Here is a 23,019-nt window from a genome sequence, read left to right as displayed (position 1 = left end):
AGAACGCACTGTGGCTACTCGCGGTGAGACACCCTAAATACCACTCCCGACGAGGCAGAATAAGTGGCAGGCTAAGGACTGTGCCAGAGCCGGCGAGCGTTGTGACCAAGGTTGCTTTGCCCTGGGTCAAACCGCTCGGCACCTGGCTGTTGCGGCGCTTGCGACCGGACACATCGCGAGAGTCGCTAATCCGGGTCGCCGATAACCTCGCCTACGCGGTTTCTCGTCGCGAAGAGGTTCTTCTCGAGCAGTTGCATGGCGGGCCGGACACCGCGATGGACCTGGACTTCCGGGCTGTGCGGCGCGTGCTACGAGCTGAGCACAACGCGACCAATCTCCTGTCGAATATCGGCCCCTACTTCCGACAGCAAGCCTCACCACGGCGGCTGCTGGTGCTGGGCGAGGCGGGCGCCGGAAAAACGGTCCTGGCTGTTCATCTGCTGCTCGATCAGCTGCGTGACCGAGCTGCCATCAGCGACCACCTGCGTAGCAACACACCGGTGCCCGTTCGCATTAACACCTCCGGTTGGGACGGCGGCGGCGATTTCACTGATTGGCTGGCCGGCCGCCTGGGAACCGACTACGGGCTGCATCCAACCGTGGCCGGGGCGCTGGCCGACGCCGGCCTCATCCTCCCTGTGCTGGACGGCCTGGACGAGATGGACCCCGTAGACGCCGAACCGCGCCACGCCCGCGTGGCCCTGGATCGCCTCAACGAGCCGCCGTGGCGCAACCGCACCGTTGTGGTGACGTGCCGCACCAACGTCCACGCTAGATTGCGCGACCTGCGTGGTGACGCCGGGCTCCACGGCGCGACAACGATCACACTGCAGCCAATGTCTCCCAGCGACATTCGCGGCTACCTAAACCACTATGGGGATCAACTCGGCATCGACCACGAAGCCTGGGCCGCGGTCACCGACCAGATTGGTCACAAACCAGACGGGCCGCTGGCCACCGCGCTGCGCACACCGTGGCTACTGGGCCTTGCCGCGACGGCGCTGCGTGACAATCGCCGCAACGCCAAGCGGCTTGCCGCCTGTCGCAACAGCACCCAGATCCGCAATCTGCTGTTTTCGGTACTGATCCCGGCAGCAATCCATGCCCGACCCCGAACCGGTCTCACCCGCGACTACACCGAGCAGAAGGTCCAGACTTGGCTGCATACCCTGGCCCAGCATCTCGAACGTCGACGCGCCGAGGGCACGGGGGGCTCCGAGATTACGCTTGATCAGATCTGGGCAATCGCCGGCTCACGGCGATGCCGCGCACTACACGGGCTCACGGTCGGGCTCGCGCTCGGGCTCGCAGGCGGGCTCGTCGCAGGGTTATCAGGCTGGTTCGGAGGCGCATTCGTTTCAAAGGACGTCGGGATCCCGCTTGGTGTTGCCGAGGAGCTCGGGATCACCTTTGCGCGCGAAATCTGGATCGCGGTCGGTGCAATGTTCGGGCTTGCTGTCTGGCTCGCGGCCGGGCTCTACTACGGGCTCAAAGCCGATCTCAGTTCGGACGCAACAACTCTATGGCGGTTTGCGTCTCCCGCACGGCTTGCGTGGCGTGTGCCAGGTCGATCGAGATGGCACCGAGGGCTCGTGTTCGGCCTAGCGTACGGCCTCGTTTTGTTTCCCGTCATTCTCGCGTTCGGGCTCAAATCCGGGGTCGAGAGCTTCCTCGTTTACGGCGTAGCGCTCACGCTTGCGGGAGCGCTCACGGTGGGGATCCCATTCGGGCTCTCTACGAGTTCTAACGACCGCCTTGCACTTGGGCAAGACGCCAGACGAGTAATCCACGACGACCTTATGTTCGGACTCGCAGTCGGGGCTATGGTCGGGCTCTTGTTCGGGCTGGCGTACGGCGTCCCGGGCGCGATAGGGGTCGTCGGGCTCACGTTCGGGCTCGGGGCCGGGCTTGCGGTCGGGGTGACGATGTGGCTAGCGATGGCCCCTGTATATGGAGCCGCGGCCGCGCGGTATGCCACTGCTTCGCTCCTGTTTGCTTTCACCGAGATCTTTGCGCCCAGACCTGCGCAATTCCTTGAGTGGGGCCGCAACGCCGGGCTCTTGCGTGTCACCGGCATCGCCTACCAATTCCGACACGACAGCTACCAGCAGTGGCTGGCAGCCGACCACCGACAGCAGCGACCCAAGCGAACTGGACAAAGAAGTAAGGACGATGGCCCTACTGATCAGCCCCGCGCGCCGCGAAACCAAATTACTACGACTCGTGGACACCCTCTGGCTGGAGATCCGCAACCCACGCGGAAATCCCAACGCACTCGAATCCGCAATCCGGCACGAACGGATGGGTTGGGCGCTCCCCAGCCAGATCGATGACGGCGTCGACGACAACGACTGGCTCACCCCCCGACGAGATCGCACACCGCCGCGGCTACGCAGTTTCCACCATCCGCGTCTGGGCGCACAGCTAGCAATTACCGCAGTTCAAAGGCCGGACCGGTGGAGCGACACCAGAAAACTCCAACGCGAGCAGTGGGTTGAACTACAAGCATGTCATTTCATGACATACCGGTCAGCAAGTACCGCTATGCCCAAACCTGGGCGTGGCGGTTTTGTTTATGCGGAGACGAGCTGGTGTGCCCGTTGATATGAGACGTCGAGGGCGCTGCCGATATCGCGAACGGTGAGCCCTTCTGCTTTCAGCTCCCGAGCGGCGGCACGGTATTCGTCAGCGGCTTCGGCTTGAGCGTGGGCGGCCTTGTTGCGCAGCTTGAGTGCGCGCTCCAAGTGCCCGCGCACGCTGTCTGGTAGCTCGACCTGGACGTGGACATCGAACGAGTCTTCCGCTACCTCGAGCCATAGCGCGATGAGGTCGCGGGCCATGGGTTCGACTTCGGCGAGGTTGCGGGCTTGGGTGTGCAGCCCGTCTTCGGGGTCGTTGCCTAGTCCGGGGATCGTTACGTGCCACCAACGTTCGTCGCGGCTGGCGATCGCGTTGTAGGTGTTCATCGCCACCACCCTTTCCCGAGCTTGGTCTCGCATTCCTTGTAGACGGTCTCTGCGTATCGTTGGGTGAACTCAACGTGTCGGCCGACTGGGACCATGAGGCCGTCGAGTGTGTAGATGTCGTGGTTGCTGCCGCGGCGCTTGATGGTGAACGACATGTGGTGTGCCTTGGCGGCTTTCTCGATCTTCTTGATGACCTCTGTCCGTTTCGGCATGCTATCAGTCTAGTCCGAACTAGACAAGGAAAGTCAAGTGCGGAGTAGACAAACGGGAGAGCCCATGCCCGCGGGCATGGGCACCCACCCAGGCGCAGGAGTATCCGCAGCACTCAACCGGTCCCCGCGATGACCCGGCGCAAACTCCCTGCATAGTGGCAATGCTTCCGCGAACGTCGACGTCGATTCTTGGGCAGCGGTGTAGCGCCAGTCGGCCCGAGCGGACAGCGCCTGCTGGCGGCGACGACCACGGGAAATCATTCGGATGAGAATCCCAGCCACGACGATCGCGATTGTGGTCACACCTGCGAGCGGGTAGATGCTAAGCATCGTCGACATCCAGATCAGAGCGATTAGGCCTCCGACCACGGCGGATACGGGGTGGCGGTCTGCTCAGGAGCCGTGCGTGCGACTGTTCTCCAGCCCGCACCGTGCACACGCACATGTTCTGGCCATGCCCACCCTGCCGGGAGGGGTGATTTCGCGCCGAATTCCCAGCGTGTCGTAGGTTTTGGTGGTTCTAGATTACGGGCGATCGCCACGTGCTTCATCCTGCACCGATAGGCTCACCTTTAGGCTCACTCATAGGTAGCTCTAATCTCCTGACCTGTGCCCCCACCAGGACTCGAACCTGGGACCTGCGGATTAAAAGTCCGTAGCTCTACCAACTGAGCTATAGGGGCTGCGGACGTACAGAATACTGTGTTAGACGACAACCGCTCGTTTGAGGATTAGGCCCGGCGTGACCTAAGCTGACGTGGCTCCCAACGGTGACTACGTTGCGAGTGCCCCGGAGAGATTCGGTTCTGGCCCCCTTCGTCTAGTCGGCCTAGGACGCCGCCCTTTCAAGGCGGTAACGCGGGTTCGAATCCCGTAGGGGGTACCTGCGACGCGGTATAAGTGGAGCAGACACATAGCAAGGCCCTGTGGCGCAGTTGGTTAGCGCGCCGCCCTGTCACGGCGGAGGTCGCGGGTTCGAGTCCCGTCAGGGTCGCCAGCATGCCGAGGCACACAATGCTTCCGGCTGTCTTCCGGCCAGGTAGCTCAGTCGGCAGAGCGTCCGCCTGAAAAGCGGAAGGTCGGCGGTTCGATCCCGCCCCTGGCCACACTGTTTGACCTGTGTGGACACGGTTTCTGCACTCTATTGATGGGTGGTTGTGTCCGGTTCCTGTCCGCTCACTTTGTTGGTTGCGGAGTCGTGGAGCCGGTCGAGGTTTGTGGCTACGTGGTCGAGCTCATCGGAGTAGAGATCGCTGTAGATATTCGCGGTGACGGTCGGGGTGGAATGGCCCATGGTTTTCTGGACGTAGCGAAGGTCGGCACCGGACTTGCGGGCCAAGCTGGCGTAGGTGTGGCGTAGGTCGTGGATCGTCAGGGGCGCCAGTTGGGTTTTCTGCAGTGCTTGGGTCCAGTGGGTGTGCCGGCGCCAGTTGTTTGATCGCAGGAATCCGCGGTTTGGTGAGGTAATCGCTTGCTCTGCGGGGTCGCGTCCGGCGATCCGTGTCTTGAGAGCGTCTACGACAATCTGGGGGAGTGGGACGGTTCGCGCGGCCGCCCGCGTTTTCGGTGGTCCGACGATGATCCTGCCTTCGACTTCCGGCGCGGCTTGGCGGACGTAGAGCCTGCGTGCTGCAGGTCGATATCGCCGACGCGCAGGCCGACGAGTTCGGACCAGCGCAGGCCGGTAAAGGCCAGGATCGTGACGACGTCGCCCTGGTCGCGGCACGCCGTTGCCAAGGCGGCCACCTCAGTGGTCGTGAGGTAGCGGTGGCGTTCTCGGGCTGGAATCCGACCGGCCGATACGCCTTGCGCCGGGTTGCGGTGGATGCGGCCGTCCTCGCGGGCCATATCGAGAATCGACCGCAGCAGCCGAAGTGTGGCGACTTTGGCCCATGGTCCGACCGTCAGGGAATCGACGAACCGTTGGACATCGCTGCGGCTGATCTCATCGAGCGGAATGTGGCCGAATCGCGGTTTAATCCGCAGCTGCCAATGCTGGGTGTAGCCGGACCAAGTCTTCGGCGAAACCGCCGGGCGTTTCGCGGCGCTGAATTGTGTCCAGATTTTGCAGAGGGTGGCTCGGCCAAGTCGCGGGTCGAAGCGCCTGCTCCCGGTGGCTGCTTCCCTGTCGCGGTCCGCTTTGAAAGCCTTCGCTTCCCGCAGGGTGGCGAACGTTGATGACGTTTCAATCCATCCCGACCGCGAGTAGGGATCGCGCACCAGATAGCGCACTTGATAGCGGGGGTCGCCGGCGGCATTGGTCCGCTTACGGACGCCACGCGGTACTGAACCGGCCATCTAGTGCCGCACCTGACGCAGCCATGCGCGGACTTCTGCTACGTCCCAACGTCTCACGCGATCAGACAACGCGTAGCAGGGCGGCCCCACGTTGTCGCCGCGGTCGCGTAGCGCGCCCCAGCGGTTCACGGTCGCGGCCGATACACCGAGGAGGTCAGCGACCTGGTCCGCTGTCAATAGCTCTGGAAACGTCGGTGTCGCCGTGGCTGTTGTTTTGGTGCCGGGAATTGACATGCTGATGTCCTCAGTTCTCGGAAGGATTGGCTTGTTTACGGCTTGGATGCCCGTATTCATTTGCAACAGAACGGATTAGTGAGTCGGGCCAGTAGTCGGCGCGCACCCGCATTGTCGAACCATCTTCGTGGATGACATACCCGGTCCCAGGCTCATTTGGGCTGATGCGGTGTGCGGGCGCTCGGTCAGCCATGCCGTCGCCGAGAACCATCGTGACCTCTTCGCGTGAGCGAAGTCGCAGCGCGATGGTCTGGGTGAATAGCCCACGCATGGGCAAGACTTCTTTACGCGGGTCCTGTGTAAACGCAACAACCACGACTCCGATGGCCCGGCCCTTTGTCAGGATGCGCGAGAGTGACTTCGCGACTTGCTTTTTGAGCGCGGGGTCGGTTATGTAGGCGGTCAACTCCGCCAATTCATCAATAAGCAGTACCACAAGGGGTTCTACGGTGCTTGGTGCGTGCGAACGCGTCCTATCGGCCATCGTCGGACCGCGGGTGTCGAGCAGTTCCTCCAATTTGGTCAGCAGCCAGGCGGCCTCTGCCTCTGTTGTTGCAACTTTGGTGAACAACGCCGATCCAATTGACACCTCGATCCCGTACTTGAGATCGATGGCGAACAGCAGTGCGGTTCCCGCCTTCACGGCTGGCCCCAATCCGCCAGCGATGCCCGAGAAAATCATGCTCTTGCCTGAGCCCGAGCATCCCAAAACCAGGCTTTGGAAGGCAGCGAGGGGGAAAATCCATTCCGACCCGTTCTCACAACGACCGATTTGAACGGCAATTGGATCAGTACTGGTTGGCCGTCTGGCGGTTTGAACCTCTGAAAGGAATTCCCGCATAACGAATTCCATGCGAACGGTACCCGGAGCAACTACCGTCGAACGACCGGAATATGCGCCGACGGCATCACGGATTGCGGGCACTGCCTCTTCGAGGTCGTCGACCGTTTGGCCCGTCCGCGTGCGGACCTTCAAGCGCAGACAGTCGCCAGACTTGGTAACTCCGACGATGCTGGGATGAGTCCAGACGGTCTTCATGGTTTGTTTACCCTGCATGTCCTTGCGAGTGACGCGCTTCGAGGTTGATAAGCCGCAGCTTTTGGCAATTCGTGGCCACGAGGTCATGGCCCAGAACTCCCACCAGGCCTGACGTGCGCGGGACCCGAAATGGCGTTCGTACTTGGCCGGTGATCGCAGTCGCCAGACGATGAGTGAGATCGCTACAGCGGCGACCGTCGCGACAAGACACATGATGCCGAGCTTGAGCAGGTGTGCAAGGTGGCCGAAGTCGATCCCGCCGCCGGGATCTGGCACCGAGTACACGTAGCTAGGTATTACGGGGTACGCGTCGTATGGATTCATGCCGACACCCGACCTGACCCTGACGGTCCCGGCTTGCTGGTGTCGGCCGTCATGCCTGAGGCCCGGAATGACCAGGCGATACGGCCGGCTTCAGTCGACCGGTCGATGTACGGCAACACGGACAGGTCTTCGAAAACCACCGGTGTGAACGGCATCCCGCTAGTACTCGGAGGGCACTCGGGCTGTTTCGAGGTGGCGAACTTGACGGTGAGCGTGCGGGCTCCCTTGCGTGCCGCCGGATCACCATCGAGCACTTCCACCTGCCACAAAGGCTGGCCAGATTCTCGGTCGGTCGCCTGAATCTTGTTGTCTTTCGTGGAGCGCTCATAGTCGATGACCGTCGTCACGTCGGACACCAGAAACGCTCGATGCGGGAAAACCTCCTGGTGGGACACCTTGACCCGCTTCGGCACAGCCATGTCGTCTCCTTACTCATCTAGTACATGTATGACTACTTCAAACACTATCTGAAGTTGTGAAGCTGATCAACGCCTAGCCCGGAGTCGACCTATTCTTGGGATTTGATTTGCTATTCCGCCTAGTGAGCAGCGGATCCTAGGGTCTTTCGCGGTCCACGGCCATGCAGCTACTAGACTGGCTTGTCTAGAACCAACGAGAGGCGCCCAGTTGTTGCCACTAGGCCAGATCGACCATTCCGACCGCCGCCCGCCATATCGACAGATCGCGGGCATGTTGCGGGACGCGATTGAGCACGGGTACTACTCCCCAGACGGGCGGCTCCCGTCAGAGGCGGAATTGAGCGGGCACTTTTCAGTAGCACGCATGACGGTGAGACGTGCTCTGCAAGAGTTACGCGACGAAGGTCTGGTGTACTCCGAGCATGGCAAAGGCGTCTTCGTTCGCCCGACGCCCCGGTGGGTGCCAGAAGGGTTCGAAATTCAGATTGGTCTAACTACGTTCGTCGGGCGCAGTCATACTGAAATCGCTCGGCTCATCGCCCATGACCACGGGTGGAGGATTCGTGGAGATGAAATCATCGAGCCGGGTGGCCAAGTCGTCGCGGCCACGCTTGAAGAACTTGCCCGCAGAGCGCTAGCACTTGGCTGGTACGAACCAAGTGGGGTGAGCATAAACTGGCATCGGTTCGGCGGCGCAAAGAGTACAAACGCCGACACCATTCGACGAGTTCAGGCTTAATCAGGCGCAATCAGGTTCGCGCATCGTTTCGGCGTGTATCGGTGCAGCCGAATTCCATGTTGCGCTCAAATGGGTCTGGTCCGTTTCGATCGACCCCTACGCCGGTCGCGCAAGGCAATCCATGCTCGCCGGAGGCCAGCGACGTCGTCACCGTCAAATCCAAGCCGTTCGATGAGGACCTCCTCATCGACGAGGTTCAGTGCATCATCGATTCGGCGCTCGCGTAGCAGCTCGTCGACTTTTTGATGAAGTGTCGGTGGCACCAGTGCAGGGTTCGGTACTGGCAAGTGCCCACACTCGCTTGGCTCCAACTCAAGGATGCCGCCGCCATAGCTTCGTCCCAGAACCTCAGCGAGCGCGAATGTGGCTGAGTTGAATGCCCCTGCGGCTAGCCGCTCGATGTCTACATCCTCTGCCAGACGGACGCGGTGCACGGTATCGGTGCTCGTCGCACCTGCGAGGTTTGCAACCAGGCGCGGGTGTGTACTTATCTGCCGCAGCATGAATCCATCGGGCACCCAAGTAGACGGAACTTCCCACCATCTGCGCCGGATGCTGCATTTGTAGCCGTTTGGAACCCCATCCAGTTCTCCCTCGGCGAGGTATGCGGCCAGCATCTTATTGCGACGCAGGTCGATTCCGGATGGGATGGTGAGGAGTCTATTGGGAGCATTTGCAGAGTTCTGCATTGCTAGGTCTTGAGCGGTGAAACTCAGTCCAGGTGCCTGCGCGCTTCGCGATAGCAGCGGCATTGTCATCTTTATGAGTCCACGTTGTCTCGCTTCGGCAGAAGACATGCAGAAGAACGAGTTTCGACCGGTAACGACGCCGACATCGACTCCGGCATATCGGCTAAGCGGATGAAGGCGGCCGCTTGCACGCACTCGACGAATCAAGCGAATGGCGCTACTGGGCAGGTAGTACTTCGTCCATTTTTCCGATTCGTGTAGGTGCGCTCGGGCTACTGACGCCGGGGTAGTCCCATCAAACCCGTTCAATTGGTCGGAGTTCGGCAGCTCGACCGTCCTGATCCCTGCTGGCCCGCGGCCGCGTTCGGCCAGTAGGAGCACCACTTCTTGGAGAATGCCTGGGAAGACAAGCTCTTTGAACGATACGATGGTGATTGAGGCGCATTCATCAATCAGGTACGACCGCAGCGCGGCCGCGTACCCGACCTGCAGTAGCTCGGCTGGTAGTACGAGGCCAATGCGCCCGCCGGGGCGCACCGCAAGGACTGATGCCACAACGAATGGGACCCACGCATTTGTCAGGCGGGTTGGATGCATTCCTTGCGCACGCATCAGTGCAAGTGCCGGTTCCCTTGCCATCGGTTCCCATGAGCCGAAACGGATGTAGGGCGGGTTACCCGCCACTGCGTCAAAGGTCCCGTGGCAGCTGTCCTCAAACCAAGAGAAAAAATCGCCAACGACAACTCGCACACCTGTCTCGACAGTCGCCTTCTTGGCTTCGCCTGCGACCAGCTCTACCGCCGTGATTTTTTGAGGGTTGGCCACCGTGACTAGATGGCGAAGGATAGCGCCGTCCCCGCACGAAGGTTCAAGAACGCGACCGCCGCCCACGCCAACCCATCCGGCAATGAAGCGAGCGATCGGATCGGGCGTGTAGTACCCGCCTCGGAGCTTGTCGCCCCCGGGAGCAGCTTTTGCCGTGAACTTCGCCATAACGACCATCCTCACCCGTAGGTCCGACAACAGTGGTGATCGATGCGGTCGGCGCGCCGCGCAACGAACACTTGCGCCGCGCCTACGGTCGGAGTATGCCGCACCAGCGCCTACCGAAGGAGGAAGCGCGGACCGCAATGGCTGAGTTTGTCGTCGACTACCAGCGGCAATCAGCTGACCTCGAGGCGGTCAACTCTCGCTACACGGAGGCCGAGGCCCGGGGCGAGTTCATCGACCGGTTGCTCCGCATCTTTGGATGGGACGTTCATAACGACGCCGGGTTGCCACAAGTTCGGCGCGAAGTCGTCCTCGAACGGGGAAGCGAAAGCGACATCGGCGGTCGACCGGACTACCGGCTTCGACGTCACGGACAGGACCGTCTGCCTATCGAGGCGAAGAAGCCGTCCGTCAATCTCGCCACGGGTGTGGATGCCGCACGACAGACACGCTCATACGGTTGGTCCCTAGCACTACCGGCTGCCGTCCTAACTAATGTCGCCGAAACGGTTATCTATGACACCACCATTGAACCCCGCGACGGGGACAGTCCTGATGTCGCGGTAATACCGGGCGGCAGGATCAAGCAATCGGAGTACGTCGACCGCTTCGATTACCTGTGGTTACACCTTTCGTTCGAGTCCGTCACCAGCGATGACTACTACGGCCTGTATTCCTACGCAGAGCCTCCGCGCGGAACCTCTACTTTCGACCGGTCCTTCCTCGCTCAGTTCCGCAACTGGAGACTTGTCCTCGCGTCAGATGTCGCGTCTTGCAACCCCGACGTGCAGGCCAGCGAGATAGGTCGCCGGACCCAGCGATTGCTGAATGCGCTTCTATTTCTGCGAGTATGCGAAGACCGCAACATTGGGCAATACGAGGCGCTTCTCACCTCGGCTCAGTCGGACACATTGCTCGACGTGTTTCGATCGGCAGACCGGACCTTTAACGCAGGGCTATTCGACGTCTTGACCACAACCAACTACACCAGTGGGGCACTCACATCCGTGATCCGCGAGATGTACTGGCCGAGAAGCAAATTCACATTTGGAGTATTGCGGCCCGATATCCTGGCAGCAGTTTACGAGCAATACCTATCCGAGCGGGTCGAGTTGGATGACCTCCGAAGAGTGTCCCTTGCGCAGAAGCCAGAGTTGACCCACGCAGGAGGTATCGTCCCAACGCCCGCTTGGGTGGTCCGGCATATAGTTGCCGGTGGCTTAAACGCTCTGCTCTTACCGCAGCAGCCGGTCCCAGCAGACCTTCGCATACTCGATCTAACTCTAGGGTCCGGATCTTTCTTGATTGAGGCGTTTGAGCGGCTAGTCGATGCGGAAGTCGCAGCAGGAAATAACGTAGCCCTCGCTGACCGTGCGGCACTCGTCAAAGATCACCTTTTCGGAGTCGACATCGACGGCGCAGCAGTCGAAGTCACGAAGCTCAGCCTCTTGCTGGCCGTCCTTGGCATCGAGCCGGTCGACTTAGACCGCGGCCGCAATCTGCTCCCCGACCTGTCGAAAAATTTGCTGGTTGGTAACGCGCTGATCGAACCCGACTTCGACGACCTTGTTCCGAGCGCCGCTGTCATCCCAGAGCGCCGGGCTGCGGTCGCGCCACTCGACCTGACTTCCGCCTTCAGTCAGGTGTTGAAGAACGGCGGATTCAATCTCATCGTCGGCAATCCTCCATACGTCCGAATCCAGACGTTGTCGGAATTCATGCCAGACCAACTAGCGTACTTCCAGGACGCGCGAAGCGGTTACGAGAGCGCACTGTCACATAACTTCGATGTCTACCAGCTCGTCGTGGAGCGAGCATTCAAGTTCCTTGCTGGCGATGGGTACCTCGCCTACATCCTGCCCAACCGGTTCACCAACCTGGTGCCGGCCGGAGCGATGCGTGGGTTGCTTGGACCTCGATTGTTCCGGCTCGTCCACTTCGGCGAGGAGCAAGTTTTCGAAGGGCGAACTACCTATACCGCATTGATCTTCGTCGGACCACTGTCCAGCGATCCGGCGCAGCTAGAACTGGTCCACGATCTCAGCGTGTGGCACCACTCCGGCGGCGCTGATCTAGCGCAGATCGACCGCGCCTCGCTCAGCACCGAAGTGTGGCCGATCATGAACGAGGCGCGCGCCAACGTCTTTCGAAAAATGGACGAGTCTGCGATCGCTCGGCTCTGCGATGACGATTGGGTGAACGTATTTGTTGGGGTTCAAACGTCCTGCGACAGGGTCTTCTTCATAAAGCCACTATCGGGATCGACTGACGAGACTGTAAGGTTTCGAGACTCCGGTACCGGACAGCTTTATGAGATCGAGCGGGGAATTCTGCGAAAGGCTTTACAAGATAAACGTTTTCAAGCTTACGGCCGCAACCCCGAACCCGACGCGCTGGTTATATTCCCGTACGAGGTCGCACCGCCGCCGCCGGGTCGGAAACGCGGTACGGCAACGCTTTACTCGGCCGAGAGGATGGCGGCCGATTTTCCAAAGGCACTCGACTACCTCACCAACAAGCACGCGGATCTCGCTGACCGGGACGTAACGCCGGATCCGGGAGACCGGTTCTGGGCATACGGTCGCTCGCAGTCATTGACCAAACTTGACGAACCTAAGCTGATATTGCGAGTCCTGTCGTTAACGCCTCAGTACGTATTGGATGACGAAGGCCTCGTTGCGCCGGGCGGAGGTGATGGTGGGCCTTACTACTTTTTGCGCCCGACGGACAACTGCCCGTATTCAATTTGTGTGATCCAGGCTGTTCTGTCGCATCCTGCCGTCGATGCGTATATTGCATCGCGCGGCCGGGCGTATCGAGGTTCGTATCTCGTTCATCGAAAAGAGTTCCTAAAGAACGTGCCTATCCCAACCCTTTCCGATGCGGCTCAACAGCAAATCGAAAACGACATCGCCGAGATGCAAAACATCCAAGAGCGGCTGCGCACCGAAGAAGATACAGCGATAAGTACCACGCTGACGGGCAGACATGAAGTACTACGACAGAAGATCAACGACGTCGTCTCTAACGGCTACGGGTTGACCCCGCAAGACTTGCTTGCCGTTGCCGATGGTTAGGGCGCTGTTCTAGACGCGCTCAGTAGCGGTCCATTCTTGTGACTTCCCTGCGTCCTTTCTGCACGTTGCTGTCGTCCGACTTGGTTGGGCGCAGACAGCGGAGGCCGGATTGCAGGATGCCTGTTAGCGGCGAATTGTCAGGGGAGCGTCCTAGGGTTTACGAATGACGAATCCAACGGACTGGTCACCCCTGGGTGATTACGACGGTTTCCGCGCGTGGTCAGGCCGACCGCGTTCCTGGGGACGGGCGGATGCAGGTTGGCGCGCGTGGTTCGCGGGAAATGTCGTTGAGGGCCTTTGCGAGGTCCTTGACGAGCATCTCGCCGTGACGCGAGCCGGTCGTCATCCAGCGGCCGTAGGGTGTGTGCCTTACTTGACCAGTCGAGAAGTCATCGACCGTCTGCTCATGATGTCGGGCGTGTGCGTCGTGGTCGACAAGGGGTCGGCTCTTCCTCAGCGCCTCATTGATTCACCGGAAGTAGGTTTCCCGAATATCGCCCTACCGCAACTAAGTGGGTTGGTGCGTAGCGAGGGCGGCAAGCCAATGACCCTCGGGCCCTATACACCGCGCGAAGTAATGGAGTACGACCTAGAACCGATCCGCGTTTTCGGTTGGCCCGGACACAGACAGAACAAGCCACTTCTCCATGCCAAGCTGCTTGTCTTGGGAGAGTTGCACTGGAGCAAGTACGGTCCCGACGAGGCGCCCGACTACTTTGTCTCAGCGGACTTCACACCGCAGTCAGTGTGGTGGGGTTCGGCCAACTGGACCAACGCTTCTCGAAGGCACTTAGAAGTCGGTGTCGTTTGCGATGACCCCTCGTTCATCCGCGAAGCTACAGACTTCGTGGCTACACTCATCAGCCACTCGGAACCTGTCGATGCGACGCGGGTAGGGCCGCAAAGAACTCTGGTTGGGTATGAAATTGATGATGCGGCTATGGCCGAAGCAGACCGCAACAGCTACCTCGTGCACGTTGAGGCAGAGGCCGAGGCCCAAGCGGCGGCTGACACTGACGCCGAGGACGAGGCGTTGGCTTACTTTCAAAGCTTGTTCGATGACGGGAATGAATGAGGAGTAGACGTGATGCAGCATTTCGTCGCGCGTAAATCCGAAGTGAGGCCTAGCAGGACACGCCGATCACTGGATTGGCAACCCCGGGGACTGGGCGTCACCGAAATCGGCTGGTTGATGCGGTTAGGGCGGACGTATCGGGTTCGGCCCAGTTGCTACGAAACTGTGACGTTCACGACCTTGTGCTATCACCGGGACGGGTTGCGCCCGCAGTGACCCGTCCGCAAACCATCCAGATCTTTCTGCCCTCCGGAAGTCCCACGGGCATCCGGGTGGCCAGCATCACGACACGCACAGTCAGAGTGTTCGATGTTCCTCGCCCGCTCCTCGGTGAATTCTTGAAAGAACCGGAGGCCCAGCGGGTTGGTCTGTACTTCCTAATTGGACCGGCGGAGACGGACGAGAGACCGCAGGCATACATCGGACAATCGGGAAACATCGGTGATCGCTTGCCGCAGCAGGCCGCGTCCAAAGATTTCTGGAACAGGGCGATCGTCGGGGTCTCCCTCACAAACGAGTGGACATCAACCCATGTCGCCTACCTGGAATGGCTGTCGATCGCCCGCGCCGCCCAGGTTGGGCGCTACGAGTTGGTCAACGGCAACCAGGCATCAAATCCGTACACCCCGAGGCCGCTCGAGGCCGACTGCCATGAATTCCTCGAAACGATTGGCGTCTTGCTCGCCACGTTGGGAGCGCCGATTCTAGAAGAAGTCCAAACTCCAAGTAAGGCAGCTGGCCAAGATGAAGCCGAGCCCGGATCCGCGCGAGATTTGCTCTACTTCCGTGAAGCGGGATGTGATGCAACGGGGTATTTGACCTCTGAGGGTCTATTCGTTGTGTCTGGGTCGAAAGGCCGTATGGACCTGCGTCCATCGGCGCCTCCTTGGATCGTGCGGCTGCGAGACGTATTGCAAGAGCAAGGGATATGGGAAACTAACGATGGTCGCTTAGTGATGCGGAAGCCCCATCTGTTCAATAGTCCGTCTGCAGCCGGTGGCTTCCTGGTCGGAGGCAGCAATAACGGACGCACCTCCTGGAAGAACGCTGCCGGCCAGGATCTGAAACACATTGAGGCAGATCAACTGAGTGCAGTATCCGGCCTTGTGGTCCAGCCGCCCTTTCAAGCGGAGGCAGAGGTTGAAACATCCCCCGAGGTCGACGCTCCGTCTGTGTAGTCGATTTGCCGATCTAAACGGGTCATGCAGAAGCAACATGCGGGAAGCGAGTTCGGCCAGGTACTCTGAGCGGCGGCCAACAGCAGTTTGTTAGTAGTTTTAGCGGATTGCAGGCGGAGAATTCGGCGCAGGCGCTCGACACGGTCTTCAGTAATTACGCTAAACGTGTCGACAGGGACCTCGGACAACGGCAACGGGTGCCTTGGGTTATAACATCCGAATAGAACCGCGCGACGAAGGGGGAGATTTGGACGACGGGCCGCGGGATATGAGAGGGCGCGAATTCGAGCTCCTTGTAGAGACGGCTTTGTTTTCGATCCTGGACATTGAATCAGTTGAACGGGAACCTCGCCTGCGCGCCGACGTCCGCCCTGATCTCGTTGCACACTTACGGAACGGTCGCACCGCAATCATCGAGGTCAAGCTGGTAACGCCCGCGACATCCGTCAGGCTCGATCAAGCTGCTGACACGCTGAGGCATTATCGAGAAGCTTATGTAGGGGTTTTCGGAATGAGCGACCCTGCCCCCCAGCTCGTGCTTGTGGTCTCCGGCGTTCTAGCGCCTGAACGCATCTCAGACTTATTGGAACTCGGCGTAGACATCGTCATTGACGGCCCAGCCCTGAGACAAGCGGCGCCAGAGCTGCCATGGCCTGATCCGGTTGCAGGGAAGCGGCGAGGGACTACAGACGCCGTGGTCTTTAGAAACGCTCAGCTGATCGAGAAACTCCGACAAGTTGCGCCAGGACGAGCCGATTGGCCTGCACACCAGCGCACCGTGCAAGACATCTTGGCGGCCGTGCTGTCGCCGCCGTTAGCCCTGCCGTTGAGCGAGCACCCAAACCGCAGCCGAGTTAACCGACGCGACATCATCTTCCCGAACTACGCCGATCATGGAGTCTGGAAGTTCCTCCGCGACCACTATCAAGCCCACTACGTAGTTGTCGACACTAAAAACTACGTCGGCTCCATCAAGAAAAACGATATACTTCAGACTGCGAATTACCTTAATGCTCACGGTGCTGGATTATTCGGGATCATAACCTGTCGTAATTCTGGTGACCGGAGTGCCGATGTGACCCGCCGCGAACAGTGGATCGTTCATCGCAAACTAATCATCGTTCTCAACGACGACGATCTTAAGCAGATGGTCTCGTTCGCATCAGATGGGAGCGACCCTGCGATTGTAGTCAGGCAGAAAGTCGAAGACTTTCGTCTGGGTTTCTAATAGCTGCTCCCGGTAAGCGGGCGCCGGCGTTGACGTATAAAGCATTGGTTGAAGAAACTAGAAATATTGGGTACGTGCGAGTGGCAGTAATGTGTTGTAGTACAGAGCGATACCGCACCTGGTGGCGCTTCCCGCGAAGGCCGAGCCTGAAGCCTGAGTGAAGCGCAGACCTCGGTCACGGCGCCGTCGATTTGGATGGAGTCATGCCGGGAGCCACCTCATCTCCGGTTTAGAAGGCAGGCTAGGGTCGACGAGGAGTTGCCTGGTCGAGTGCGACCTCCCATTCGCCGGCGAGGAGGCGAGAGTGACGGATGCAGCCACGCAACCGCAGCGGCTGGACCCCCGCGACCTGCTCAGCGAATGGGCAAATTCTTCAGACGAATGGGTGCGTTTTATCGTCCGTCACGTACTTCAAGGCGGCGGCCCACTCGAAAGCGACGAAGAGGCCAACGCATACGCGCTGTTTCGGCAGGAGAAGGGCTTCGATATTCGCGAATTCCCCGTCGAGCAGCCGCTGTCTACCTTCGAAGGGGAGGATGAAGCGATCGAGCCTTTGACGCTAACCTCCCTCTCTGATGTTGCTGGCGTTAACGCGCTAGTCGAAGGCGGCGTCATCGAACCGCACGAAGGCTTGACGATCCTGTTCGGGGAGAATGGCACAGGCAAGACTGGGTACGCCCGTATCTTTAAGGCCCTTGCGGCCAGCCGTACCGCCGACTCGATCCTCGGGAACATACAAGCAAGCTCGCCGCGGCAAAAGTCTGCACTCGTCTCCTACACGCTCGGTTCGGATTCGAAGACGTACACCTGGACGGGTCAGCAGGGCGTCGCCCCGTTCACCAGGATGTCGATTTTCGACAGTCCCTGCGTCAGCTTCCACGTGGATGACGATCTTGAGTACGTTTACGTCCCAGCTGTATTGGCCCTTTTCAACCACGTAATCGCCGGCATCAAGTCGGTACAGACCCAGATAGACCAAGCTGTCCAGGACTTGCGGTCTGGATCCACGGGGATTTTGTCACGGTTCCCCCGCGGCGCGACCGTGTACCCGCTTATCGAAACACTTGGAGCCGCAACTGACTTGGAGCAACTGAAGACCGCGGCGGACACCGATACGAACGCCGACACCCGCATCGCCGAGCTGCGCCGCACTGTCGCCGCGCTTGAAGCGGACACGATCGGCGCCCAGATCAAGCTCCAGCAGCGCGCCGAACGCATCCTCACCCAGGCGTCTGCCGCCGCAACTGTGGTGGCCGAATTCGACGTAGCCGCCTACGACCGCGAACTGGTCACCCTCGCCGGGCTCGTGGAGGACTATCGCACGTTCCGTACGACTCTATTCGAGGCGGCCGACCTTCCGGCCGAGCCTGATGACACGTGGAGCGCCTTCGTTGAAACGGGCGAGGCGTACCGGGCGCACCTCGTCGGTCTGGGCGTGCACGATGCCGACCGGTGTCTGTACTGCCGTCAGTCGTTGGGTGACGCCGCTCGACTTCTCATCGCCAAGTACTCCGAGTACCTAGAAGACAAGATCACCGTCGAGATCACCGCTTCGAAGACGCGGCTGGACGCGCTGACCGACCCAGTCATTTCAATCCAGGTTAGCGACGCCTCAACCTTCGCCAGTGAGTACGCCGAGACCGACGACAAGCCACCGTTCCACGCCGAACTCGACCGCGTGCTTGCCGCCATCGTCAGGCTAACGGAGCACCTTCAGTCCGCGTCCAGCGTCGAGCCGGCCCTGACCGAGTCCGCTGCGGCAGACGCTGGGCTGCTCACCGCGGCTCTGACGAACACCTCGCAGGCGCTAACCGAGTTGAGAAAGCAAGCCGCTACCCGCGCTGAGACTCTGGCGCAAAAGAAGAAGGAACTCGTCGAACTCGAAGCTGCAGCCGAGCTGACAAAGTCATGGACACTCATCGAGTCGCACGTGCGTGATGCCAAGCAGGCCGACCGGTTAACGCTACTCGCTAAACCGATGGCCGGCTTATTGCGTGCGGTCACCGGGCTCGCCAAGAGCGCAAGCGACCAAATGATCAATGAGAGCTTTGATGCGCTGTTCCACGAAGAGTGTGCAGCCCTTCGAGCACCCGCGTTACGTGTGGAGTTTGTGGGCCGCCAGGGGCGCGCACAACGCCGCAAGGTCCTCGGCGGCAAGCACAAGCCGTCGAAGGTGCTCTCCGAAGGCGAGCAGAAGGTGCTCGCGATGGCGGACTTTCTCGCTGAGGCGCGCCTCGCTGGCATCACCGCGCCAGTCATCTTCGACGATCCGGTCTCCAGCCTCGATCACCGACGTATCAATGAAGTTGCACAGCGCATTGCCTCCCTCGCCGAGACGACGCAGGTCATCGTGTTTACCCACGACATCTTCTTCGCTACGACGCTCCTCCTGCTTATGGAGGCAACCAAGCGGTGTTCATACTTCCAAGTCACCGACGAGGACGGCAAAGGGAAAATTACCCGGGCTACTGGTCCCCGTTGGGACAGCTTGAACAATCTCAAAAAGAACATCAACGAGACCATTCAGGCCGCGAAGTCGCAACAGGGCGAAGCTCGCGCGGCGCTCGTCCGGACAGGCTACGGCTGGATCAGGGCTTGGTGTGAGGTGTTTACGGAGACGGAATTACTTCAAGGCGTCACTCAGCGTTACCAACCCAACGTGCGTATGACCAATCTGCCGAAGATCAAGTCCAAGGCGCTCCCTCTCGCGATCGAGACTGTCAACCGCATCTTCGAGGAAGCGTGCCGGTACATCGAGGGCCACTCTCAACCGCTGCCGAGCCTTGGTGTCAGTCCCACCCTCGCGGGGCTGGAAGCTCACTGGGCCGAGTTAACCGATGCCCGGACCACCTACAACGCCGCCGCCGACTAGTCACTCCTACAGTCACGCGCGTGTTGATTCGAGGCTATGCCGCCGAGCGTTTCCTCGGGCGGCATTTGATCTGCAACTACAACCTTGCGATGAATAACTTTGCTAGCATGACTTTTCGCCGGTTTCCTAGCGTCGGACGAACGCTTACGTGCCACAAGAAACTTGCGTCTTCCCACGCGCACCGGTGCCGATCGACAACGCCGCCACAAGCTGGGATGCGAACGCTGGGCCGTCGTTCACAAGTACGTAGCCACCGGCCAGTCCGCCTTGGTTGCACAAGAGGCGTCGCCGGCGGACGTTGCGGCGGCAATTCTTGCCGGTCGCACGATCGACTCCCATAACTGTGACGCAGGCGATTCGGGGAACGACCGCAGTGGGGTAGAGGCGGGCGTAGTCGCTGTAGATGGCTTGCGACCGCGACCAGCGACGAATGATTCGGCGGGCCGTCAGGTACGCGTCCTGAGCGATCTCCACGACCGCGGTGGCTCGGCGCAACCCGTGGACCCCCCAGAACCGGCCGGGGCCGTGGCCCGGCTTGCGCCAGGCGGCGGGAACGATATGTTGGTATTCCTTGTCGCCCAACAGATTCGGCGACGAGTGTTTGGTGAAGTAGATAGCTAGGCGTTTGGGGTCGCAGGCGCGCAAACCGTTGCGAATGTCGACGGCCGTACCGGCGAGTACGTGGCGAGCGCGTTGCTCTGGGTCGGGATGAGCGACGATCTCTGCCCAAACATGTGAGAGCCACTCCCGGAACGGCCTTCCGGATCGCCCGACGGTGTTTGGGGGCACCATCCACAGGTGGATGCGCGGGGCGCCGCGCCGTTGGAACTCCAGCTTCCAGATGTATCGCGCAGGTTCGCCCCATTCACGTTGAAAGCGTTTGCGCCACAAGACCATGTGCCGCTTCACGCTGGCCCCGTCAGGCGCCACACCTTCCCAGTCGCCCGGGTAGGTCAGTGTCACCATCGCTGGTACGCGGCCGCTATCGACCAGCGGCGTGTAGTCAAGCTCGGCGAAAATGCGGCACATCGCTGCACGCGACTTGCGGGACCATTCGGTGATCGCACGTACAGGCGGCTCGGGAATGTCACGCCCAGACTTGATGCGGTCAACCTCGTTCGTCACGTCGAGGCGGTGTCGCTCGACGGCCCGCTCGGATGCCTTTTCCGCGCGAACGGGTCTGGTCCAGCCGAGGCGGACCACGCCGGGGCCGATCGTGATTCGGAACCGGCCAGACTCTGGCTCCTCCCCAAGCCGGTCTCGCCCGTGCGCCCATGGCTGCGCCGACTCAAACAGTGCTGCCGCCGAGGCCACCAGTTCCGGGCTCGGAAACCGCAACCCCAGAGCATCCGTGGCCGACAGCTCCGCAGCAACGTCGCCGCCGATGGTGTCGCGGACACTTTTGGGACATATAACAAGCCCGCGATTCCCAGCCGAAGCGCGGCCTCCGCCGCGGCCGCCGTCCGACCGACCGCTATCGCTCTCGCGCCCTGCGGCCTTGGCGGCCTCGGGCGCTCGCGGTCTACCGGCGTCCGCGGCTTCGGCCGCGCTTCGACTGGCCGTACAGGTTTGGTCCAGCTGCGAAGTGGGTCGCTCCGCCGCGGTGGCGTTGGCGCGTGTGGTCGACCCTGAGACGCTGGGCATCGGGTACCTACTCCCCGGGAGCCCGGAACGCGCATCACCCACTGGCGGGCGATCAAGGGTTCCCTGTCGGGAGTGCTGTCACCGTGTCCGGTTTGTGTCCGACGCTCGGACGGGCAGCTCGCGTCAGACGTGCTCAGCGCGATGCATGGGACGCGCAAACGGCCAATAACCGCAGCTCAGCAACCTTCCCGTCCAACTGAAAAGCGGAAGATCGGCGGTTCGATCCCACCCCTGGCAACACTTTCTTGACTGCAACGACGGGCCGGCCGCACTCTACGGATCGTTGGTCTTTCCCGGTTCCTGTGCGCTCGCATGGTTGGCTCCGGAGTTGTCGAGCCGCTCCCCATGCCGGCCACCATCTGCCTAGCGCGACGCCACGCCGTCGTTCTCTACTCCCTTATCCGAGACAACTGCACCCGGTAAATCCGGCTCACCCCCTGGGGTTGACACCTCCAAGATGACCGACTGACTTCTTCATCGAGAGTCTTTAACGGCGCCCTCATATTCGTTTCATATCGATTCCTTAGCGTCTCGATCGTTACCGATCCCACGTCGATTTGTCGAATGTGCGGGTTTGGTCCGCATCCTGACGACAACAACAAGATTCACCGAACAAGAAGGTAACCAACAAATGACAAATAAGGTGATCGCACCCGACATCGCTCCTGTGCGCCAGGAGTCGACACGCTATTCTGAAAAGGATCACGGTATCGCCCGACTCGATCGGTATGCCCATCCCGAGAATACGAGATTTGATCTCTACAACCTCCGGTAACCCTTGGTGCAACAGCAATACCATTACGCACGATGCAGAAAACGTTGGCCGGTACGATTAACACTTCGGCAGAGTAGGTAGTCGGAGCAAACTCTGGCAGCGGCCGGCGCGAGCCGCGGAGCCGCACCAAAAATGATCCGGCAATTGTAGGGCGGCCCGTCTGGAGGAGAACGCGTGGAAGTCGGAATTGTTGGCGGAGGCCGCCTTGGCCTACCCATCGCAAAGGCGGCGCTCGCCTCCGGGGCAAAGGTGTCAGTTCTGACCCGCGAGTCGAAACCAGGCCCGGGTTGGCCTCGCGGTGCACAGTATCTGGATCAAGATGCGGTTGTTCAGTTTCCCAGCTTCGACTTGGTGGTCCTCGCGTTGCCCGCCCAAGAGCTCCGCAGAGCAACATTGGGCGCGAAAGTTCCCGCTTTCACGCCGATTGCGTCGGCGATCGCAGATTTACCACTGCGTGAGCTCGCAGAGCACTTTCCACGTCACCTTCTCGCACGTTTCATGTGCACTGCGGCGATCGTCGAGGAGGGGGGAGTCATCTTCCACGACTCTGACAGCGACCCTCGAGTGCTTGAGGGGCTCCTTCAATGTCTGCCGCAACGCTGTTCCCAACCAGTGCCGTCAGACCACTTCGACCGTTACACCCGAATCCTGGTCGCGGCCCCGCTCATCTGCGCGGCCGTTTCACAGATCCAAACACACACGCTCGGTGGCGATCTGAGTCCGCGGGAGAACCAACTCCTCATTCGGATGCTGTCGGAAGCGGAGATGATGATCCGTAGCAACGGCGGTAATCCTGACCGGGCGCTGCAATCCGCGCTTACCCCCGGCGGAATCACCGACCGCGAAGTAGCCAGGATTTTCAAGACAGGCTAGCGAACCTTGGTCGCTAGGACGTTGAGGGTTGTCTGGAGTTCTACGGCTTTTCTCGGTAGGAGTCGGGCTTGGGCGATGGTTTCGGGCCGAGGACTTCCGACGCCAGTCGCCAGGGCGTCAATCGTGCTACGGGGTGCTGAGGTAGCGTGCACGGCACTTGCTTGCCGGCACGGCCGTCGGCATGCTCGGGGCAGCGATGGGCGAGGATGTCGACCCAAACTTCTGAGAACCATTCCCGGAATGCCCGGCCTAGTCGTCCGAGGGCGTGCCGCGGAGTCATCCATAGGTGGATGTGCGGCGCCCCGCGGCGACGAAACCCAGCTTCGAATGTCCCGTGTAGATTCGCCCCATTCACGTTGAAAGCGTGTGCGCCACAGCACCATGGGC

14 protein-coding genes, 4 tRNA genes and 2 pseudogenes are annotated in these 23,019 nt (G+C 60.6%); 11 read left to right on the top strand and 9 right to left on the bottom strand.

Translation table 11 applies throughout. The features are described from left to right. Window positions 1-80: 80 nt before the first annotated feature. Window positions 81-2,333, top strand: a complete 2,253-nt coding sequence (locus F6B93_RS19450; RefSeq protein WP_211696540.1) for an NACHT domain-containing protein — start codon at window positions 81-83, stop codon at window positions 2,331-2,333. 240 nt (window positions 2,334-2,573) lie between these two features. On the opposite strand, the gene F6B93_RS19445 is transcribed toward F6B93_RS19450, so the two are convergent. The 3 genes from F6B93_RS19445 to F6B93_RS19435 all read right to left on the bottom strand — a co-directional run bounded on the left by F6B93_RS19445 (window position 2,574) and on the right by F6B93_RS19435 (window position 3,861). Further along, window positions 2,574-2,966 (bottom strand): type II toxin-antitoxin system HicB family antitoxin, encoded by a 393-nt coding sequence (locus tag F6B93_RS19445; protein WP_211696539.1) that lies wholly within the window; start codon window positions 2,964-2,966, stop codon window positions 2,574-2,576. Continuing rightward, entirely contained in the window at window positions 2,963-3,178 is a 216-nt protein-coding gene (locus F6B93_RS19440; protein WP_211696538.1) for a hypothetical protein, read from the bottom strand. Before F6B93_RS19440 ends, F6B93_RS19445 begins: the two co-directional genes overlap by 4 nt. A 610-nt stretch (window positions 3,179-3,788) precedes the next feature. Then, window positions 3,789-3,861: transfer RNA gene (locus F6B93_RS19435), tRNA-Lys, on the bottom strand. 126 nt (window positions 3,862-3,987) lie between these two features. Between F6B93_RS19435 and F6B93_RS19430 the strand changes: the two genes are divergently transcribed. From F6B93_RS19430 to F6B93_RS19420, 3 genes are all read left to right on the top strand, one after another. Next, window positions 3,988-4,061, top strand: a tRNA-Glu gene (locus F6B93_RS19430). 37 nt (window positions 4,062-4,098) lie between these two features. Continuing rightward, window positions 4,099-4,175 (top strand) — tRNA-Asp (locus F6B93_RS19425). Between the two features lie 36 nt (window positions 4,176-4,211). Further along, window positions 4,212-4,284, top strand: a tRNA-Phe gene (locus tag F6B93_RS19420). Window positions 4,285-4,319: 35 nt separating this feature from the next. On the opposite strand, the pseudogene F6B93_RS19415 reads toward F6B93_RS19420, so the two are convergent. The 4 genes and pseudogenes from F6B93_RS19415 to F6B93_RS19405 form a co-directional block, all read right to left on the bottom strand. After that, window positions 4,320-5,476: pseudogene (locus F6B93_RS19415) on the bottom strand (site-specific integrase). After that, entirely contained in the window at window positions 5,477-5,710 is a 234-nt protein-coding gene (locus F6B93_RS23220) for a helix-turn-helix transcriptional regulator (protein WP_246540874.1), read from the bottom strand. A 10-nt stretch (window positions 5,711-5,720) separates the two neighbouring features. Further along, entirely contained in the window at window positions 5,721-7,073 is a 1,353-nt protein-coding gene (locus F6B93_RS19410; protein ID WP_211696537.1) for a P-loop NTPase family protein, read from the bottom strand. After that, window positions 7,070-7,492, bottom strand: coding sequence for a plasmid replication, integration and excision activator (locus tag F6B93_RS19405; RefSeq protein WP_211696536.1), 423 nt, complete (start codon window positions 7,490-7,492; stop codon window positions 7,070-7,072). Before F6B93_RS19405 ends, F6B93_RS19410 begins: the two co-directional genes overlap by 4 nt. Before the next feature lie 208 nt (window positions 7,493-7,700). On the opposite strand from F6B93_RS19405, the pseudogene F6B93_RS23215 reads away from it, so the two are divergent. Next, window positions 7,701-7,946: pseudogene (locus tag F6B93_RS23215) on the top strand (GntR family transcriptional regulator); the annotation flags it as partial. A 350-nt stretch (window positions 7,947-8,296) separates the two neighbouring features. Here the strand turns inward: F6B93_RS23215 and F6B93_RS19395 are convergent. Then, on the bottom strand, window positions 8,297-9,913 hold the full coding sequence (locus tag F6B93_RS19395; protein ID WP_211696534.1) for an N-6 DNA methylase: 1,617 nt from the start codon (window positions 9,911-9,913) through the stop codon (window positions 8,297-8,299). 32 nt (window positions 9,914-9,945) lie between these two features. Here F6B93_RS19395 and F6B93_RS19390 point away from each other — a divergent pair, with 32 nt between their 5' ends. The 5 genes from F6B93_RS19390 to F6B93_RS19370 all read left to right on the top strand — a co-directional run bounded on the left by F6B93_RS19390 (window position 9,946) and on the right by F6B93_RS19370 (window position 19,340). Then, a complete protein-coding gene (locus tag F6B93_RS19390; protein WP_211696533.1) occupies window positions 9,946-12,987 on the top strand; it encodes an Eco57I restriction-modification methylase domain-containing protein in 3,042 nt (1,013 codons plus the stop codon). Window positions 12,988-13,360: 373 nt separating this feature from the next. Next, window positions 13,361-14,062, top strand: a complete 702-nt coding sequence (locus F6B93_RS19385; protein WP_211696532.1) for a phospholipase D-like domain-containing protein — start codon at window positions 13,361-13,363, stop codon at window positions 14,060-14,062. A 302-nt stretch (window positions 14,063-14,364) separates the two neighbouring features. Beyond that, the gene (locus tag F6B93_RS19380; protein WP_246540872.1) at window positions 14,365-15,240 is read left to right on the top strand and encodes a GIY-YIG nuclease family protein; all 876 of its coding nucleotides are present in this window, start codon (window positions 14,365-14,367) and stop codon (window positions 15,238-15,240) included. Between the two features lie 247 nt (window positions 15,241-15,487). Beyond that, window positions 15,488-16,468 carry a hypothetical protein gene (locus F6B93_RS19375; RefSeq protein ID WP_211696530.1) on the top strand — a complete coding sequence of 327 codons (981 nt, stop codon included), beginning with the start codon at window positions 15,488-15,490 and terminating at the stop codon, window positions 16,466-16,468. A gap of 304 nt (window positions 16,469-16,772) precedes the next feature. Continuing rightward, window positions 16,773-19,340 carry an AAA family ATPase gene (locus tag F6B93_RS19370; RefSeq protein WP_246540870.1) on the top strand — a complete coding sequence of 856 codons (2,568 nt, stop codon included), beginning with the start codon at window positions 16,773-16,775 and terminating at the stop codon, window positions 19,338-19,340. Between the two features lie 144 nt (window positions 19,341-19,484). Here F6B93_RS19370 and F6B93_RS19365 read toward each other — a convergent pair whose 3' ends face one another. Further along, window positions 19,485-20,984: a rolling circle replication-associated protein gene (locus tag F6B93_RS19365; RefSeq protein WP_211696529.1), complete on the bottom strand. Its 1,500-nt coding sequence runs from the start codon at window positions 20,982-20,984 to the stop codon at window positions 19,485-19,487. Between the two features lie 949 nt (window positions 20,985-21,933). Here F6B93_RS19365 and F6B93_RS19360 point away from each other — a divergent pair. Next, window positions 21,934-22,632 carry a Rossmann-fold NAD(P)-binding domain-containing protein gene (locus F6B93_RS19360; protein ID WP_211696528.1) on the top strand — a complete coding sequence of 233 codons (699 nt, stop codon included), beginning with the start codon at window positions 21,934-21,936 and terminating at the stop codon, window positions 22,630-22,632. Window positions 22,633-23,019 lie beyond the last annotated feature (387 nt).

Source organism: Mycobacterium spongiae (assembly GCF_018278905.1).
Classification (GTDB): domain Bacteria; phylum Actinomycetota; class Actinomycetes; order Mycobacteriales; family Mycobacteriaceae; genus Mycobacterium; species Mycobacterium spongiae.
The sequence above is the reverse complement of the archived record's forward strand: the minus strand, read 5'-3'. Positions and strand labels throughout refer to the sequence as shown.